Source organism: Prochlorococcus sp. G4PB16, assembly GCF_059772465.1.
Window position 1 is genome coordinate 684230 of sequence record NZ_CM186289.1, and the last position, 17823, is coordinate 702052.

20 protein-coding genes are annotated in these 17823 nt (G+C 34.1%); 13 read left to right on the plus strand and 7 right to left on the minus strand.

Annotation, left to right across the window (positions count from 1 at the left end; genetic code table 11):
- The first annotated feature begins 37 nt into the window (after positions 1-37).
- The 8 genes from bchI to AC6EIZ_RS04300 all read left to right on the plus strand — a co-directional run bounded on the left by bchI (position 38) and on the right by AC6EIZ_RS04300 (position 7030).
- Positions 38-1126: a magnesium chelatase ATPase subunit I gene (gene bchI / locus AC6EIZ_RS04265; RefSeq protein ID WP_498512641.1), complete on the plus strand. Its 1089-nt coding sequence runs from the start codon at positions 38-40 to the stop codon at positions 1124-1126.
- Positions 1127-1591, plus strand: coding sequence for a crossover junction endodeoxyribonuclease RuvC (gene ruvC, locus AC6EIZ_RS04270; protein WP_498512643.1), 465 nt, complete (start codon positions 1127-1129; stop codon positions 1589-1591). It begins immediately after the preceding gene.
- Positions 1592-1619: 28 nt separating this feature from the next.
- Positions 1620-2216, plus strand: a complete 597-nt coding sequence (locus AC6EIZ_RS04275) for a 5-formyltetrahydrofolate cyclo-ligase (RefSeq protein ID WP_498512645.1) — start codon at positions 1620-1622, stop codon at positions 2214-2216.
- A gap of 42 nt (positions 2217-2258) precedes the next feature.
- A complete protein-coding gene (locus AC6EIZ_RS04280; protein ID WP_498512646.1) occupies positions 2259-2723 on the plus strand; it encodes a SufE family protein in 465 nt (154 codons plus the stop codon).
- 35 nt (positions 2724-2758) lie between these two features.
- A complete protein-coding gene (locus AC6EIZ_RS04285) occupies positions 2759-4075 on the plus strand; it encodes a homoserine dehydrogenase (RefSeq protein ID WP_498512647.1) in 1317 nt (438 codons plus the stop codon).
- Between the two features lie 92 nt (positions 4076-4167).
- Positions 4168-4386 carry a DUF8657 domain-containing function gene (locus AC6EIZ_RS04290; protein WP_498512648.1) on the plus strand — a complete coding sequence of 73 codons (219 nt, stop codon included), beginning with the start codon at positions 4168-4170 and terminating at the stop codon, positions 4384-4386.
- A 41-nt stretch (positions 4387-4427) separates the two neighbouring features.
- On the plus strand, positions 4428-6005 hold the full coding sequence (locus AC6EIZ_RS04295; RefSeq protein ID WP_498512650.1) for an ABC transporter substrate-binding protein: 1578 nt from the start codon (positions 4428-4430) through the stop codon (positions 6003-6005).
- 2 nt (positions 6006-6007) lie between these two features.
- Entirely contained in the window at positions 6008-7030 is a 1023-nt protein-coding gene (locus AC6EIZ_RS04300; RefSeq protein ID WP_498512652.1) for an ABC transporter permease, read from the plus strand.
- Here the strand turns inward: AC6EIZ_RS04300 and AC6EIZ_RS04305 are convergent.
- Positions 7024-8619, minus strand: a complete 1596-nt coding sequence (locus AC6EIZ_RS04305; RefSeq protein WP_498512654.1) for an alpha/beta hydrolase — start codon at positions 8617-8619, stop codon at positions 7024-7026. The genes AC6EIZ_RS04300 and AC6EIZ_RS04305 overlap by 7 nt on opposite strands.
- Between AC6EIZ_RS04305 and AC6EIZ_RS04310 the strand changes: the two genes are divergently transcribed.
- On the plus strand, positions 8604-9851 hold the full coding sequence (locus tag AC6EIZ_RS04310; RefSeq protein ID WP_498512656.1) for an MFS transporter: 1248 nt from the start codon (positions 8604-8606) through the stop codon (positions 9849-9851). The genes AC6EIZ_RS04305 and AC6EIZ_RS04310 overlap by 16 nt on opposite strands.
- Positions 9852-9876: 25 nt before the next feature.
- Here the strand turns inward: AC6EIZ_RS04310 and AC6EIZ_RS04315 are convergent, their stop codons facing one another.
- Entirely contained in the window at positions 9877-10227 is a 351-nt protein-coding gene (locus AC6EIZ_RS04315) for a DUF2834 domain-containing protein (protein WP_498512658.1), read from the minus strand.
- A gap of 133 nt (positions 10228-10360) precedes the next feature.
- Here AC6EIZ_RS04315 and AC6EIZ_RS04320 point away from each other — a divergent pair, with 133 nt between their 5' ends.
- Both AC6EIZ_RS04320 and AC6EIZ_RS04325 read left to right on the plus strand, forming a co-directional pair.
- Positions 10361-11203 carry a PfkB family carbohydrate kinase gene (locus AC6EIZ_RS04320; protein ID WP_498512659.1) on the plus strand — a complete coding sequence of 281 codons (843 nt, stop codon included), beginning with the start codon at positions 10361-10363 and terminating at the stop codon, positions 11201-11203.
- A gap of 397 nt (positions 11204-11600) precedes the next feature.
- Positions 11601-11870 carry a hypothetical protein gene (locus AC6EIZ_RS04325; protein WP_498512661.1) on the plus strand — a complete coding sequence of 90 codons (270 nt, stop codon included), beginning with the start codon at positions 11601-11603 and terminating at the stop codon, positions 11868-11870.
- Between the two features lie 90 nt (positions 11871-11960).
- Here AC6EIZ_RS04325 and AC6EIZ_RS04330 read toward each other — a convergent pair whose 3' ends face one another.
- The 3 genes from AC6EIZ_RS04330 to AC6EIZ_RS04340 form a co-directional block, all read right to left on the minus strand.
- On the minus strand, positions 11961-12092 hold the full coding sequence (locus tag AC6EIZ_RS04330; RefSeq protein ID WP_498512663.1) for a hypothetical protein: 132 nt from the start codon (positions 12090-12092) through the stop codon (positions 11961-11963).
- 361 nt (positions 12093-12453) lie between these two features.
- On the minus strand, positions 12454-13020 hold the full coding sequence (locus AC6EIZ_RS04335) for a pentapeptide repeat-containing protein (RefSeq protein ID WP_498512664.1): 567 nt from the start codon (positions 13018-13020) through the stop codon (positions 12454-12456).
- 104 nt (positions 13021-13124) lie between these two features.
- Entirely contained in the window at positions 13125-13307 is a 183-nt protein-coding gene (locus tag AC6EIZ_RS04340) for a hypothetical protein (RefSeq protein WP_498512666.1), read from the minus strand.
- 276 nt (positions 13308-13583) lie between these two features.
- On the opposite strand from AC6EIZ_RS04340, the gene AC6EIZ_RS04345 reads away from it, so the two are divergent.
- Positions 13584-13925, plus strand: coding sequence for a phenylpyruvate tautomerase MIF-related protein (locus tag AC6EIZ_RS04345; protein WP_498512668.1), 342 nt, complete (start codon positions 13584-13586; stop codon positions 13923-13925).
- Positions 13926-14513: 588 nt separating this feature from the next.
- Positions 14514-15227 (plus strand): hypothetical protein, encoded by a 714-nt coding sequence (locus AC6EIZ_RS04350; RefSeq protein ID WP_498512670.1) that lies wholly within the window; start codon positions 14514-14516, stop codon positions 15225-15227.
- Positions 15228-15310: 83 nt separating this feature from the next.
- On the opposite strand, the gene AC6EIZ_RS04355 is transcribed toward AC6EIZ_RS04350, so the two are convergent.
- Together AC6EIZ_RS04355 and AC6EIZ_RS04360 are read right to left on the minus strand one after the other, a co-directional pair.
- Positions 15311-16366, minus strand: a complete 1056-nt coding sequence (locus tag AC6EIZ_RS04355) for a chlorophyll a/b binding light-harvesting protein (protein ID WP_498512672.1) — start codon at positions 16364-16366, stop codon at positions 15311-15313.
- Positions 16367-16544: 178 nt separating this feature from the next.
- The gene (locus tag AC6EIZ_RS04360; RefSeq protein WP_498512674.1) at positions 16545-17657 is read right to left on the minus strand and encodes a chlorophyll a/b binding light-harvesting protein; all 1113 of its coding nucleotides are present in this window, start codon (positions 17655-17657) and stop codon (positions 16545-16547) included.
- Positions 17658-17823 lie beyond the last annotated feature (166 nt).

The following is a 17823-nucleotide window of genomic DNA, read 5'->3' on the forward strand; positions in this document are numbered from 1 at the left end:
CTGCTTATGAAACAATCTTGTTACCAGTAATAAGAAAGTGAGTCCAACTAGAAAACGCAGAGTTTTTCCATTCACTTCAGTGATTGGACAAGAGGAAATGAAGCTAGCGCTTCTTTTAAATGTTATTGACCCGAGGATAGGCGGAGTAATGATAATGGGTGATAGAGGTACAGGGAAGTCCACCACCATAAGAGCACTTGCAGATCTATTACCTGCTATTGAAGTCGTTGAAGGAGATCCATATAACAGCTCTCTTGATGATCCAGACCTTCAAAGCAATGATGTCAGGGAAAAAATAGAAAGTGGCAGCGACATTAAAAAAGGCGAGAAACAAGTTCCAATGATTGATCTACCATTAGGCGCTACTGAGGATAGATTATGTGGAACTATTGATATTGAAAAGGCTCTTAGTGAAGGAGTTAGAGCTTTTGAACCGGGATTACTAGCTAAAGCGAACAGAGGATTGCTTTATGTTGACGAAGTCAATTTGCTGGATGATCACCTTGTTGACGTACTTCTAGATTCTGCAGCATCAGGCTGGAATACAGTTGAACGTGAGGGGATTTCGGTTCGACATCCTGCAAGATTTGTGCTTATTGGTTCAGGGAACCCTGAGGAAGGAGAATTAAGGCCACAGTTACTTGATCGTTTTGGCATGAGTGTGGAAGTGCGAACAGTAAGAGAAGCAAAACTTCGTGTTCAAGTTGTTGATCAACGCACAGCCTTTGACAATGATCCCGAATCTTTTAGCGATGCGGTTCAGGATAACCAAGACTCGCTTCAACAGAAAGTGGTTGAGGCTCAAAATCTACTTAATGAGGTTTATATCGATGAAGATCTCAGACTAAAGATTTCAGCAGTTTGCGGTGAACTTGATGTCGATGGACTTAGAGGAGATATTGTTACAAATAGAGCAGCTAGAGCCCTTGCTGCCTTTGAAGGAAGGAAAGAAGTAACTGAAGAAGATATTGCTCGTGTCGTATCTACAGCTTTAAGGCATAGACTTCGAAAAGATCCTCTTGAACAAGTAGATTCAGGAGATAGAGTAATAAAAGCTTTTTGCAAAGTATTTGAAAGGAATGAAACTAATGATGTATCTGAATTTGAACTGGCTACAACAAACTAAGTGAGAATAATAGGAATAGATCCAGGGCTAGCAAGAGTAGGTTATGGAATAATTGATGAAATAAAAGGAGAAAAAATAATGTTAGATTGCGGAATTATAGAAACAAAGTCAACACAAAAAGAAGAAAAAAGACTTGTAGAGATTTCAAATGATTTAAGCTCAATAATTAATAAATGGAATCCAAATTCTGCAGCAGTAGAAAAGTTTTTCTTTTACCGATCTAGTACAACAATTAGCGTTGTTCAGGCTCGCGGAGTAATAATGATGATTTTAGGAAAGCACAATATTCCTATTAAAGAATTCCCACCAATGCAAATCAAACTTGCTGTAACGGGTTATGGTCATTCAGATAAAGATGAGGTTTTAAATTCAGTCATGCATGAACTCAGTATAACTTCCCCGCCAAAGCCAGATGATGCTGCAGATGCACTAGCCATAGCATTAACTGGAATTTATCTTCAATAATTTAATCCATAGTTAAAATATATTATTTATGAAAAACAGGTTTGACGATATTAAACTAAAAAAAGAACTCAAAAGAAAGGAATATTACTTAATTCGAAATTCCAATTCATCTTTAATACATAAGAAAATAAAGTCAAATGTTAAATCAACATTAAAAACACTTTTGAATAAATATCATGTTGAAGGAAAATATATAGGTATTTATTGGCCATTAAAAGGTGAAGTGGATATTAGATTTATTAAAGACAATAACAATCAAAAAGTTGCTTTACCTTCGAGTTCTAAAAGCAAAGGCATTAAATACCATCATTGGTCAAATAATCCACTAGGGAGAGATGCAAACAAGATTCCGGCGCCAATAGGCGAAAATGCCATTAACCCCAATGATATTTCTATCCTATTTGTACCAGCATTAGCTATCGATCAAAAAGGATACAGATTAGGTTATGGAGGCGGATACTTTGATCGTCTTCGACAAAGAGATTTGTGGTTTTCCATACCATCTTTTGTAGTCATCAGTAATAATTGCATATCTAAAAAAGCATTACCCAGAGACAAATGGGACGTTCCCTTTAATGGCTGGATTAGCGAAAAAGGTCTACATCAAATTGAAGCAACTAAATAATTAGTTAGGCTTTAATATATATAAATTGCTTGAACTGAAGAGGTGACTGAAATCAAAGAAAAAACTTTCACAAATACTTATGGGAGTGATTCATTAGATAATCTTATAGAACGTCTACAGTCAACCTCAGATCCAAAAAGGCGCTATGAATATATTCTATGGCTAGCTAAAAGTTTGCCTTTACTAACTGAAGATCTTCACCTGGAAACTACAAAGGTAAAAGGATGCATTTCAGAAGTATATGTTCTTGGAATTCTTTTGAATGGAAAAATCCAATGGAAAGGATATTCAGATGCTCTCATAACAAAAGGATTGCTAGCTTTTCTAATAAAAGGTTTGAATGATCTAACACCTTTTGAAGTACTCTCTATAAATGAAAAATTTATAGAGATGACTGGACTAAGCAAAAGTTTGACACCATCAAGAGCTAATGGTTTTCTCAACATATTCCTAAAAATGAAAGCTCAAGCAAAAAATCTATCAGTTCCAAGCTCTGAGAACGAATAAACAGGATTTAAACAAAATCATCACCTTATAAAAACATGAAAAAAGTTGGTATCGGTTTGCTTGGTCTAGGCACTGTTGGTCAGGGTGTTGCAAATATCATTAACAGTCCTAATGACAGACATCCGCTGGTTGAGGAACTTGAACTTATAGGTATTGCAGTAAGGAATCTACAAAAGAAAAGAGATATATCCATCCCAGATTCAATACTTACAACAAACCCAATTGAAATAGTAAACAATCCCAATATTCAAATAGTGGTTGAAGTAATGGGGGGTATTGAGCCAGCAAAATCATTAATCATCAAAGCCATAAGAGCAGGAAAATCTGTAGTCACTGCTAATAAAGCAGTAATTGCAAGACATGGTGAAGAGATTTCAAATGAAGCAAAAGCCGCTGGGGTTTATGTCCTCATTGAAGCAGCAGTAGGAGGAGGAATTCCAATAATTGAGCCTCTAAAGCAATCATTAGGGGGAAATCAAATAACTAAAGTAAGCGGAATAATAAATGGAACAACTAATTACATCCTCTCCCGAATGGATAAAGAAGGAGTTAATTATGAGGATGTTTTAAAAGAGGCCCAAGCGCTTGGATATGCAGAAAGTGATCCAGCTGCTGATGTCGAGGGATCCGATGCAGCTGACAAAATTGCAATTCTAAGTGGCCTTGCCTTTGGTGGATCTATTAATCGGTCTTGCATACCAACAACTGGAATAAATCACCTAGAAGGCATAGATGTTAACTACGCAAGAAAGTTAGGATATGGAATCAAGCTTTTAGCAATATCTGAGAAAGGCGAAACTCAATCAAAAGGCGAAAATAGTCAACCATTATCTGTTTGGGTTGAGCCCACATTGGTACCTGAAGACAATCCATTAGCAGGGGTAAATGGAGTTAACAATGCAATCCTCGTAGAAGGAAATCCAATTGGCCAAGTAATGTTTTTTGGACCAGGTGCAGGATCAGGTCCAACCGCATCAGCTGTTGTTGCCGACATTCTTAACATTGCAGGTATTCAATCTATGAGTGAAGACAAAGTCTTGAACTTAGATCCTCTTCTTTCAGCAAAAAGTTGGAGAAGGTGTCACTTAGCAGAAAAGAAACAAATAACCAAGAAGAATTACATTCGACTTATTGCGGAAGATAGTCCAGGAGTAATTGGAGAAATCGGGACTATTTTTGGAAAGAAAAAAATATCTATTGAATCAATTGTGCAATTTGATGCAACGGATAAAGAAGCAGAGATAGTAGTTATTACTCATAAGATTAATCAAGGTCAACTTGAAGAGGCTCTTTTAGATATAAAAAACTTGCCACAAGTTAAGAGAATTGCATCAACTATGGGTTGCCTTTAGCTAACCAAAACTAGTCAAATCTGAATTAAGTTGCTAATTATATAAGTAGAACAAAGGAAATTTTATCTTAAATTTCTTTTCGGAACTAAACCATGAAAACATCCAAAAACGTAATTGAGAAATCCAGAAAAGAAACAGAAAAAAATATTCATCAAGGAGATTGTGTTTATCTAAAAAATCAAAAAGAACTTTTTCAAGTATTAGGAATAGATAATTCATATGAAAAATGTTGGGTTAGAGAATGGCCACTTAACCCAAAAGGTTCGCCAGTTTTCGAGATATCAATTAAACAAGTATCTACTAATCAATAAATATTTTACTCAGTAGGAATTATTATAAAATCTTATATTAAATGTCAAAAACAAATTACGTAAAAAATATTTTAAAATTATCAAGTATTTTCTTGATAATTTTCCAGTTATCTTGCGTTCAATATAAGAAAAGAGAGAATATTATTGTTGCAAGTGCAGGTAAAATTGAATCCCTTGATCCTGCTCAAGCAAATACTCTTAGGACATTACAAATATTAAGCGCTCTTGGAGATACTTTATACAAAATAGATAAAGAAGGGAATCTTTCTCCAAGCCTAGCTAGAAATTTACCGAAAGTAAGTAAGAATGGTTTGCTAATAGATATTCCACTAAAAAAAAATATCTCCTTTCACGATGGAAGCACATTTAATGCAGAAGCGATGGCTTTTAGCCTTAACCGTTTTAGAGAAATAGGGACTTTAAATTATCTATTAAACGAAAAAATAGAAGATATTGAGGTCAAAGATGAATTTCTTATAAGAATAAAATTAAAAAAGCCATCGAGTTCTTTAAAAAGTCTCTTAACATCAGTAAATTTAACTCCTGTATCACCTAATGCATATTCAAATTATAAAGATAGTTTCAATAATGAAAATTTCATTGGAACTGGTCCTTACTTTTTAGAAAGCTTCAACTCAAATCAACAAATAATCAAGCCATTTAACAATTATTGGGGAGCAAAGCCTCTGAACAAAGGAATTGATTTTATAAATTACAATAATTCTAGTACTCTTTTTGGGGCTATAAAAACAAAAGAAGTTGATGTCCTAATTTCAAACTCTATCGACGATATGCAGCGAGTAACATTAAATAATATGGTTAATAAGGATCAACTTAAATCAGGAGAAGGTGATCCAATAGAGATAGGATATATTACATTTAAAAGTGATAAATTACCTTTAGAAAAAAAGAAAATCAGGGAGGCTCTTTCCTACACAATTGATAGAGAGCTAATTAGTCAACAAGTAAGTTTTGGAACTAGAAAGCCCTTAAGATCAATAGTCCCTCCTCAATTACACAAAAAAGAATTTTCACCATGGCCTAAATATAATCCTAATATTGCAAGATCTTTATTGAGAAAAGAAGGCTACTGCGAAAAAGATATTCTTTCTATTCCATTAACATTTAGATCTAATATACCTGCTGATAAATTACTTGCTCTTACATGGAAAGATCAAATTAAAAGAGATTTATCTGATTGTATAGAAATAACTTTAAATGGAATTGAATCAACCACAGTTTATAAACAACTTTCCGATGGGGCTTTTGATGCAGTTATATTAGATTGGACTGGAGCATATCCTGACCCAGAAGCATACTTAACTCCCTTATTAAGTTGTAATGAAATAAATAATAATTCTTGCCTTAAGGGCGAAGCTGTATTCAGTGGTAGTTTTTGGGGTGATATTAAATTACAAGAACTTTTGGAAAAAAGTGAAGAACTAGAGGGAGAAAGTAGATTAAATAATTTAATAAAAGTTGAACAACTTGCAGCACAAGGAAGTGCCTACTTACCAATTTGGCTAGTTAATCCTAAAGCTTGGTCTTTAAAAGAAATTAGTAAACCAGAATTCTCAAGCGATGGATTAATTATTCTAAAAAACTTAAAAAGAGAATAGTTTTGGCATCTAAAAAGGGGCTTTTCAAATATATTCTTTCGAGATTAACTCTATTGCCAATTATGCTTTGGATAATTTCGAGCTTAGTTTTCATATTGTTGAGAATTGCACCAGGCGATCCAGTAGATGCAATTTTAGGTACTCGAGCCAATGAATTTGCAAGGGAAAGCCTAAGAATTAAACTTGGATTAGATAAACCTCTAATTAATCAATATATTGAATATTTAAATCAATTAATTCATGGAAATTTAGGAGTCTCATTAAACACGCAAGAACCTGTAAAAGTAATTATTTCCAAGGCTCTTCCGGCAAGTATGGAATTAGCTATATTTTCAATATTAATAGCATCGCTATTAGGCTATTTAATTGGTTTTTTAGGAGCAGTCAAACCAGAAGGCAAAATAGATTTCTGGGGAAGGATTTTTGGAATTGGTACCTATGCTCTACCTCCTTTTTGGGCAGCAATGCTAATTCAAATTATCTTTGCTGTTTTTCTAGGTTGGTTACCCATTGGTGGAAGGTTACCTCCTGGAGCTTTTACTCCTCCTCCAATTACTGGTTTCTTACTTTTAGATAGTATTTTAGACAAAAACATTGAAATCTTCTTTGGTTCTTTTAAACACTTAATATTACCCTCAGTCACTCTAGGGATATTATTAAGTGGAATATTCAGCAGGACATTAAGATTAAATCTTGAGGAAGTTTTGAAAAAAGATTATATTGAGGCCGCAAAAAGTAGAGGATTAAATAACTCTAGAATATTAATTAAGCATGCTTTACCAAATACACTTCTCCCAATCTTGACAATTACTGGATTAACAGTTTCTTCTTTAATTGGTGGAGCACTTTTAATTGAAATAACATTCTCTTGGCCTGGAATTGCTCTTGGGCTTCAAGAGGCGATTAACCAAAGAGATTATCCTGTTGTACAAGGAATAGTTGTTATAATATCAAGCCTTGTTGTCATGATTAGTGTTGGAATAGATATCGCTATTGCATATATTGATCCAAGAGTTAGCTATTGAATATTGACAAGTTTTTCAATTATATCCCTATCCATAATATGAAATTTAAGTTCTCCTTTAGTTAAATTAGTATTAGAAGAAATTGATTTATTCTCTTCTAATCTTTCTAGAAAGCTGATGATCTCAAAAGCTAATAAGCTCTGAACAGAAAGTGGATGATATCCAACAATTGATTCTCCGAGATTAAACAAGTCCTTACCTTTAGACTGATACATCTGTCCCTCTACTCTAATAGGTGAAAAATGACTAGCTCCTTCAATTAAAAGAACTCTACTCAAAGGGCTTGAACTTAAAGCAAGCAATAATCCGAGTTGTTCACTTATAGATGGTGTAACTAAATCAAAAGTTCCTCCGGTAAGAAAAAGAGGAATATTTATTTGATTATCTAAATTCTTTTCCCACAAAAAACTCCCGAAACTATTCATGCCAACAATAGCTGAAAGATTTTCCATTTTTTCTCTATCTGGCAAAGTAATGTCTATTAACTGACATTGCAAAAGTGAAGATAAATTAGTCAGAGAGAGATTATCAAGGACCTTTTGACATCTATTTTCAAGTTGATCATCTATTTTCACCCCTGAAGCTAAAATAGCTGTAAGCGCACCTAAAGAATGCCCCATCAAGACAACCTTCTCAGCTGAAATATCAATCTTGCCTAATTTTTTAGCCTGAAGTACATTATCTAAATCTTTAATTCGATCAGGTATAACTTCAGCACCTGGGAGAGGAAGTCTTCCTTTTAACAAAGCTTCTAATGCTAATGAGTCACTACCTGGATGATCTAGAACGACAACAGGCCAACCATTATGACTTAGACTTCTTGCAAGCCAATTAAAATGATTACGATCACCTCCTAATCCAGGCATTAACAAAACCCAATTTTCTCTAGTTTTCTCTCTAAAGGAGGGGTTCCAAACCTCTAAATTTAAAGGCTCATTTCGATGAGAAACAGTTAATGAAATCAATTCGTATTCAGTTTCTTTTATTTCAAGAGGTAAAACATTGATTTCTTCTCTTTTAACCGATGACTCATTAATTGAGACCAAATCAGATATGAGTTTTTGTTGTTTATTTAATTCACTTCTCCAGTTGCTAGCTACTTCAATCCACCCATCCAAATCAATATGAATTGCTTTAACAGAGAGTGAGTTCAGAAGATCAAATGTTGTCACCTCATCCTTTTTATCTAGAAGGTTTTCCAAAGTATCTAGAACACTTTCGCCGGAGCTATCTTCATCCATAAGTATTAAATCACTTACTTCATCAAGTAATTTTCGACCTGACCAGCTTCTCAAAATTTGTCTTGCCATACTTTTATCTCTTACCAAAGGGGTATTTAAGAACTTTGCCAAACCATCCCTTTCCTTAAAGCCTAGTAAATTAAGCCAACTGGCTAATTCTGAATTTTTTTCCTCTGCACCATTACTCCAATCAATCAATTCTTTTACCGAAATTGGAATAGACATTCCATCAAAATGAATTTCAAATCTCTCTGCTGCTTTTAGTTCTGGATAAATACAAGAAGGTGCTAGTAAGCTTCCAACTGTTCCAAGAACAACTAATTTTTTAATGAATGAATTTGTTCTCAACTTCTAGTGTTAGCAATTATTGGGAAAGATTCCCAGTATCCCTAAGATTAATCATAAAGGCACGGCTATGGACAGCAATAGGAGCAGGTGGAGTATTGTATTTAACTCCAATAATTTTTAATAGCTTAGGATTTTCAGCTGAACAAATCGGTAGCGGAATAACTACAGCTGCATTTGCTGGGATAACAACAAGGCTTGGAACAGGATATTTACTTGACAACAAATTTAGTTATGGGAAAGCAATTAAAATTGCATGTTTAATTTCAATATTATCTGATTTTATTCTTTTTTATTCACAAAATTATTTAGCTTACCTTTGTGGTCAATTTTTTTTAGGAGCTGCAGCTGGGATTTATTGGCCTTCTGCAGAATTAGCAATTCCACTTAATTGCGATAACCATATTAAATCAAATGAAGGTTATTCTCTTGCAAGAAGCGCTGATGCAATTGGAGTGACCATTGGGGTATTTCTGGGCACAGTTGGAACATACCTTGAAATGCCTAGAATAATATATTTAATTGACAGTTTCTGCATGTTATATATATTCAATATTCTATTTAATAGGCTATATATAAGCAAGATTCAAGCCAAATCTAAGGAGAAAGATGATGTAGCATTTAATTATAAAAATATAGATAAAAAATCTAATCTGAAATGGATAATCAATTTATTTCCTTTATTTCTCATAACTCTATTTGTAACAGGAGTAATGAGTTTATTGCAAAGTATTCTTCCATTAGATTTAGCTAACGGTGGTATAATAAGGGTACCATTTACAGAACAAAGAGTAGCAACATTAGTATCAATCAAACTGGTTTTACTTGCAATTTTTCAATGGCCAGTAGGTTATTTTTTAAGGAATAAAAACCCATCTTATAAATTTCAATTATGCTTAATATTACTACTTATAGGTTTTATTTTCTTATCACTTTCCAATTTCTTAGTTGATGGATATCTATTAATATTTTTAGCGTTCATACCTCTAACAATTTCTCTATGCATATTCCTACCATCTGCTTCAGATTCAATTATAAAATCTTCTCCAAGTAAATACCAAGGGTCAGCAATAGCCTTATATTCTCAGTGCTTTGGAATTAGTTCTTTAACAGTCCCTTGGATGGCAGGAAAGTTAATAGATAATTTCGATACGGCCATTTATTTATGGCTAATTATTAGTCTTATTTGTATGGCTTTATTACCAATAACTAAAAATATAAAGAATATAAAATAAAGACATCTAATCCTTGTAAATTAATTTAATTCCTATTCATTTCTTCAATTCTTAATTCCCTTAAATACAAAAAGAGAGGAGCTGAAAAAGCAAATGCAATGGTAAATGTAGTTAATATTACAATCCATAGATTTTTCATCTCTAGTCTCTTTGATTCTGAAATTATCCAAACAAATACAGCTGTTGCCCCTATAAATAGATCTCTAGATAAAGACTGGGAAGCTGGATTATTATTAGCCAATTCTATAAATAATTGAATATCAAAAGCAGATCCATAGCTTTTTGCAAATTCAATATTTGCGAGTGTAGGTAAAACAGCTCCTAATATAGCCAATAATAAATAAACCCATTTCAACCATTTAATATGTCTTATCATAAGGTAAAATTTATTTAATACAAAATAATATATCAGAATTATTATAAAGTTTGTCTATTTCATGAAAAAAAAATTTCATATTTTTACTTATGAAATTAACTAACTATATTAGAGTTAATCTGGTTAGTTAAGAATGAAAATTGATGTACCTAAGAAAATATTTAAACTTCCTAAACTTAAATTAGCTGTTATTGGTCATGTTGAATGGGTCACATTCTTAAAGGTAGATCAGCTTCCAATAGCCGGGGTGATTTCACATGCAAAAGATTGCTTTGAGGAAGCGGCAGGGGGTGCTGCAGTCGCAGCTGTACAAATGGCAAGATTGATAAATGGACCTGTTGATTTAATCACATCTTTAGGTAAAGACAATTACGGTGAAAAATGCTACGAAAGGCTTACTAAACTTGGTTTAAATGTAAAAGTAGCTTGGCGTGAAAAACCAACAAGAAAAGGCATTAGCTTGATTAGTAAAGATGGAGAAAGAGCAATTACAGTCATCGGAGAGAGATTACAGCCAATCGCCTCTGACAAACTACCTTGGGGTGATATGAAAAATTACGATGGTATTTTTGTTACCGCAACGGATAAAGAAGGAATAAGACTTGCCAGGAAAGCTAAATTCTTATCTGCCACTCCCCGAACAGGCGAGCAAACCCTAAAGAATGCGAAAGTAAAAATCGACGCTTTAATTGGTAGCGGTCTTGATCCTGGTGAGGAAATAAATTTTGAAGAACTTGAACCTAAACCAGAAATATACATTTCAACAAAAGGTAAATTAGGTGGGACAATTTTCCCTAAAAATATTAAATACAAATCCATTAAACCTAGTTCAAAAGAGCTCGACACCTATGGATGTGGAGACTGCTTCGCAGGAGCTGTCACTACAGCTCTCTCAGCTAAACTAAATTTAGAGCAAGCCATCAATATAGGTGCATATTGCGGTGCTGAATGCTCAACACATTACGGACCTTACTAAAATGAAAAAGCAAGAAAAAAAGAATATAAAACCAATCAATAAAAATTCTGTTACTAATGATTTTATAATTTTAATATTTTCAATTATTTCTCTTTTTGTTGAATCAATAATAATAATTATAGGTCTATTTAAAAAAGGTTTTGTAAAAAAAGAAGTACTTTCAAAAAAAACGAATCTAGGCTTCGACTTGATAATCAAGAGAAAATAAAGATACAATGTCAAGAGAAATAAATTTCATATTTTGTAATCAACTGGCTTTATTTCTAGAAGTTGCTTTAATTAGGTAAGGTTATAATTATCTATAGTGAAATTGGTACCAATATTTTTAATAATATTCTTTATATATATATTCATAACTTTAAACAAGAGAAAAAATTTTTCTAATAGAAAGAGTTTAATGGAAAGATTCAAGAAAAGGTTCAAAAATATAAGTGTTCGTCGAAAAAGGATATCTGAAGAATTTACAAATTCTCTTTTACTTGATCCTTGTAAAAATATTCCTTTGGGGACATGGTATTCAGAGGAAGAACTAAGAGAAAAAGCAGATATTCATAGATCTAGGTTAAGTAAATTCGGTAAATCAAAAATTAATGGTGAAATGCTATTTGTAGGACCAAAAGGAGGAATTTACAAAATAAGTAATGATGGAAAGAAAAAATATGTGTAAATCTTAAAAGAAGAATAACAATAATTATAAAAAATATAATTATTGCTAAAATCTCATTGAAAAATTTTTGACAAATTAAACATTGATTTCTTACCTAACAGTCTCATTTGGAGAATTAGAGCTATCTAACCTAACTTTTTGGAGTCTTGTTGGAATAACAGTATTGTTTGTCATCTCTTTTGTTTTATCAACAATTCCTCTTACTAAAAATATACAAGACACAAAAAAACCTTCAAAAAAATAAAATTAAGCTGCCTCCTTATACTCTGAAAAATCTCTATTCGCCCAATGTATTCTTTTAACAGATAGATTAACCGTCGTGATCTTCTTACTTTCTTCTTTTATAGATATTACATTCTTATCGTCTAGAAGTTTATTTGATATTTGCTTAGAAGAGACGCTCGAGATCTTTAAACGATATTTACGCGCAAGATTTTGAATTGAGAACCCCTCTGCCTTGGATCGATGTGGCCAAAAATTCTTCACAATAAATTTAATCTCTTTTTTAAAGAAAACCAATAAAAAAGAAATTGCAACTAATTCTATTTTTTTATAACAAATCTTTTTTGTACTATTGCAAGCATTAAGCAGCTGGCATGGCTGGTTTATATGATTCTTTATCTCCTACACATTCAAGACTTTCCCTAGTAGAAACGCCTGTTGTTGGATTAACACCATCAGCTATTTTACAAAGATTTCTCTGATCTTCACTGTCAAGAATTGCAAATGTGAAATCAGCCCCTTCAATTTGAGCACCAGCAAAGCTGCTACCTGATGCGATCATGTTTATCAAAACCGCATTTCTTAGATCTGTTTTTTGGAAGTTAACCCTGTCCGATAGAGTATCAGTAAGATCTATACCGTTAAGATTTGAACCTTTGAGATCAGACAAAGTCAAGGTTGTTCCATGAAGATCAACATCACTAAAGTCAGCATCTCTTGCCATTGCACCCGCTATTGAAGAAAGATGTAAATCTTCTCCATGAAAATTAAATCCAGTTATGTCAGATCGAACGTAGCTTGGGACTTCGTCCCCCTCACCCTTAACTGCCACATTGGCACCAGCAAATGCTGGACTCACGCTAAAAAATATGATTAAAAAGCTAAGCACATATTTAATAGTTTTTGAAAAAAGAAAATCAAAATTCATGTGTAAAGTTGATAATCAACCTGAATAGTGCAATTATCTCTCCTATTAAAGAACTTTATATACATTGATAAGACAAATTAATGTAATGGGATATCTAATGCTAATCACAAAAGAGGTCTGCCAGAGATAAATTCGTGCATTACAGGGTTCATCCAATAGAACCCTACGAATAACATCACAAAAACATTAAAAAATATCAAAACACCTCCAAGCAATAAGGTTTCACCATTTGAACGAGACTCTTCTTCACTTTCTTGAACGATGGCTTGAAAATTATTCTGATTCATTTTTATGAATAACGTTCGACTAAGTTACTAGGAAAATAAAATTATTGAGGCTCTAACAGGAAAATTTACAGGATCTTTCTAATTTTTTAAGATTTTATTTTTTTTTTACTGAGAACTTTGAATTTGAGATCTTTGGATCTTTGGATCTTTGGATCTTTGGATCTTTGGATCTTTGGATCTTTGGATCTTTGGATCTTTGGATCTTTGGATCTTTTTAATTTTTAACAATTCAAGCTCCCATTCGAGTATTAGTATTTCTCAAAGACTTATACACTCATGCCATTCATTCAAATCAATACATCCGCCAAATGTGTTGTAGAAAATGAAGATTTGCTCCAAAAGAGTATTTCTAAAATGGTTGCCGCGCTAACGAGCAAATCTGAAAATTATGTAATGACGTTGATCCAAAGAGATAACAAAATGACATTCGCTGGATCCGACGAACCATGTTGTTTTGTCCAAATTAAATCAATTGGCTCACTGACCCCCTCCTCGATGAGCAAGGATTTATGCGAGTTGATTGGATCTAATACGAACATAAATATGAACAGGATTTATATTGAATTTATTGACGTTAAAGCCTCAAATTGGGGATTCAATGGTTCAACATTTGGGTAGTAAATTTATTGCCTTTTATAATTAAGTCTAAAATAATTTATTAAATATAATTAATTATTAATAAGATCAAAAAAATTTAAAAGCCCTTTCAAAAAATAACTTTTCTAAACAAGGTCGAAAATATTTTTAATCGCTGTTTCGTCAATGCCCCTTAAATAAAATCAACAAATTAATCAAAAATGGGTTGTGTTAGGGATAAATCCAACCGAAACCAATAAAAATGTAAGCCTCTTGAAAAGCCTTAATATCCTTAATTACTTAGCAATCACTTTTTAAAGAATCGATTCTCTCCATCATTTGTCTGTAAATAATTCCGCATTTAGGATATTAAGAAAATTAGGGGTTTTCATATAAATAAATTTTAGGTGTCCCTTTGGATTTTTTGATTCCAAGAAATCAAATTTTCTTTAACAAAAGGGCATTCTCCATCAAAAAAAAATAGTCAGCTTCACTGTATTCATAAGAAATCTATTTCCTCAGATGGGATTGAATTTAATATGGAATGTCTCTCTTCGTTGTTCATTGTAAATAAACACTTGAAAGCATAAGAATAAAGAGCGATCTTAATGATATCTAACAGATAAAAAAATGCTTACTCTATTTATTTTCATATTAATCTCAGTATTAGTAGTTTCCGCCTTACTTTTCTTCAATAAAGGAGAGAAAGCTTTGGAGATTAAAACCATTCTCAAAGATATATATGAAAATATTAAAGAACTCTTATCTAATTTTAAAAAGCTGTTTTTGATAGTTAAAGAGTTACTTCAAGCAAAATTAGAGCAAGAACCGACTCAGCTGAAAGATGAGGCAACAGAGTCGCAACCTGAAGTAATTTCAGAAGCTAATGTTCCCTCTGAACCTGTAGTAACCTCTGAACCTGAAGTAACCTCTGAACCTGAAGTAACCTCTGAACCTGAAGTAACCTCTGAACCTGTAGTAACCTCTGAACCTGAAGTAACCTCTGAACCTGTAGTAACCTCTGAACCTGTAGTTACATCTGAACCTGAAGTAACCTCTGAACCTGAAGTAACCTCTGAACCTGTAGTAACCTCTGAACCTGTAGTTACATCTGAACCTGAAGTTACATCTGAACCTGAAGTTACATCTGAACCTATAGTTACATCTGAATCTGAAGTAACCTCTGAACCTATAGTTACATCTGAACCTGAAGTAACCTCTGAACCTATAGTTACCTCTGAACCTGGAGTTACCTCTGAACCTGAAATATTCCCAACTAGCGAAATAAAAATCACTCCTGAAGATTCAATTAATGAAGAGAATATTGATACAAAAAGAGATTGATGGTGAATTAGATATGTTTTCAATAAAAAAAGGCCTCATCAAATTTGATGAGGCCTTTTTATTGAAATTTGAATTTCTATCTACTAACTCTCAGTTGTTGCTAAAGAAGCTACTGATCCAACAACACGACGGAAATCAAATCCCATAGCTCTAAGAGCATGCCAAATATGACCTTGAATAAAGAAGAATCCAAAGTAATAGTGAACATTTGACAAAGCTGCTCTAGTTGTATGGCCTAAAAACGCAGTGCTATCAGATACATCTCCTGTATCTACCCAATAAGGAGAAATTCCAAATTTCAAAGCTAAAGGTTCTCCATACCAATCAATTGGATAAACAGTTGTATTTTGTGCACACCAGAATGCAGCAACAATTGCCATCCAGCCAATACCAGCAAGAGACCATGAAAGAACTGCTTCTGCAGAGAGCAATCCTTTGCCTTTGAATTCGGTGTATTCACCCAGCTGTTTTGTAGCTATGTGCCATGCACCACCACTTATTTGAACGAATGCCAAGAATGCATGTCCGCTCATTACTTCTTCAAGGCTGTCAATGGTTAGGAAGTCGAACTGATGCCCGTAAACCATTCCAAAATCACCATATCCAGGGAAGATTGTTCTGATTTCACCTAGGGCTGGGTCGTAAATTCCATGCCATCTTGCCCACTCAACAAACCATATATTTGCAACCCCAAAGAAAATCAAATGATGTCCAAGAATGAATGTCAAATTATCTGGGTTGTCCCATTCTAGTTTGAATTTCTTAGTGGTAGGGATAGGACCATCTTTCAGGTCCGGATCAAATAAGAGTGAATGAGCCAATCCAGCCGTTCCATATACAGCTGAAAAAATCAAATGGAAAATAGCAATTGTTGCTACACCAGCTCCTGTCCATACACCAGCCTCATCAAAGCCAATGCCAAGAGATGCTAGATGAGCAAGAAAAATGGAACTTTGATGTCCCATTGGTATCTCTGGGTTGTAGCGAGCAAGCTCCCAAAGGGTGCTTCCACCAGCTGCAAAGCAAATCAGGCCTGTGTGTCCGATATGTGACCCTATGAATCGACCAGCTCGATTGGTCACCACAGAATTGCCAACCCACCACCCGTAGGTGACGTCTGGGTTTCCGTAGGTCTGCATAATTAAGGAATTAAAGTCGAAATTTTGGTTACATTACACTTTTTAGAATTGTTTTTACCAGAATAGTTAGAGGTCTTTATAGGTCTCTCTCATTTTTTACATAAAATTGGCCTTTTAGAGAAAAAATAGACAAAAAAATACCCCCCAAAGGGAGGTGTTTTTTTGTTCTAAATTAAATTTATCTTGGTGCTCTACCGTTGAAACCTGCGCCTTCAACTCTAACAGTAGCTCCTTGACTGTTACCAATAGCATCAGCAACCTTCTTGAAGTCAAATCCTAAAGCACGAAGAGCATGCCAAAAATGACCTTGCAAAAAGAAGAAACCGAAGTAATAGTGAACATTTACTAAGGCTGCTCTGGTTGAATGTCCGAAGAAAGCTGTCGAATCAGAAAGATCTCCAGTATCAACCCAATATGGAGCTACAGAGAACTGTAATTTCAATGGTTCACCAAACCACTCTGTTGGATATACGGTTGTGTTGGTTGCGGCCCAGAAAGCAGCAACAATTGCCATCCAGCCAATGCCAGCAAGAGACCATGATAGAACTGCTTCTGCAGAGAGCAATTCAGCACCTTTAAACTTACTCCACTCGCCTAATCTCTTATTTTCCCACTGAGTTGAACCAGCAACCATATGAATAGTGGCTCCTGTTAATTCAGCAAAGGCTAGGAAAGCATGACCACCCATAACATCTTCAAGGCTATCAATTTCAATGAAATCAAATTGACGATTCCAAATCATTGTTAAATCCAAGTTGTAATTAACTTGCCGGACTGCTCCAATTGCTGGGTCGTATATGCCATGAATCCTTGCCCATTCAACAAACCATATACATGCAACACCAAAGAAAAACAAATGGTGTCCAAGTATGAAAGTTTGATTATCTGGGTTTTCCCATTCAAGTTTGAATTTTCTAGCGCGAGGAACGTCACTTTCTTCTAAATCAGCATCAAAATAGACGGCATGCAGAAGAGCTCCTCCTCCATAAACCATTGACAAGATTAAATGAACAATAGCTATTGCAGCTACTCCAACTCCTGTCCAAGTGCCAGCTTCATTGAAACCAATTCCAATTGAAGCTAAATGAGCCAAAAACAAGGAACTCTGATGTCCCATTGGGATATCAGGGTTATAGCGGGCAAGTTCCCAAAGCGTGCTTCCACCAGCTGCAAATGCGATTAATCCTGTATGCCCAATATGGGAGGAAATAAATCGGCCTGAGCGGTTGGTGACCACAGAATTACCAGCCCACCAATCATAGGTAACATCTGGATTTCCATAGCTCTGCATAATTTTTTAAGCGATACAGGCGAAATATGCGTGCAGATTACACGCTGTTGAAATGATATGTGCAAAATAGTTAGAGGTCGTTATTTAGTTTGACTATTTTTGCCCATTTCAATAATAAAAACGATTTTATTTAAGCTGCGGTATTATCTCCAGGATATAGAAAAAA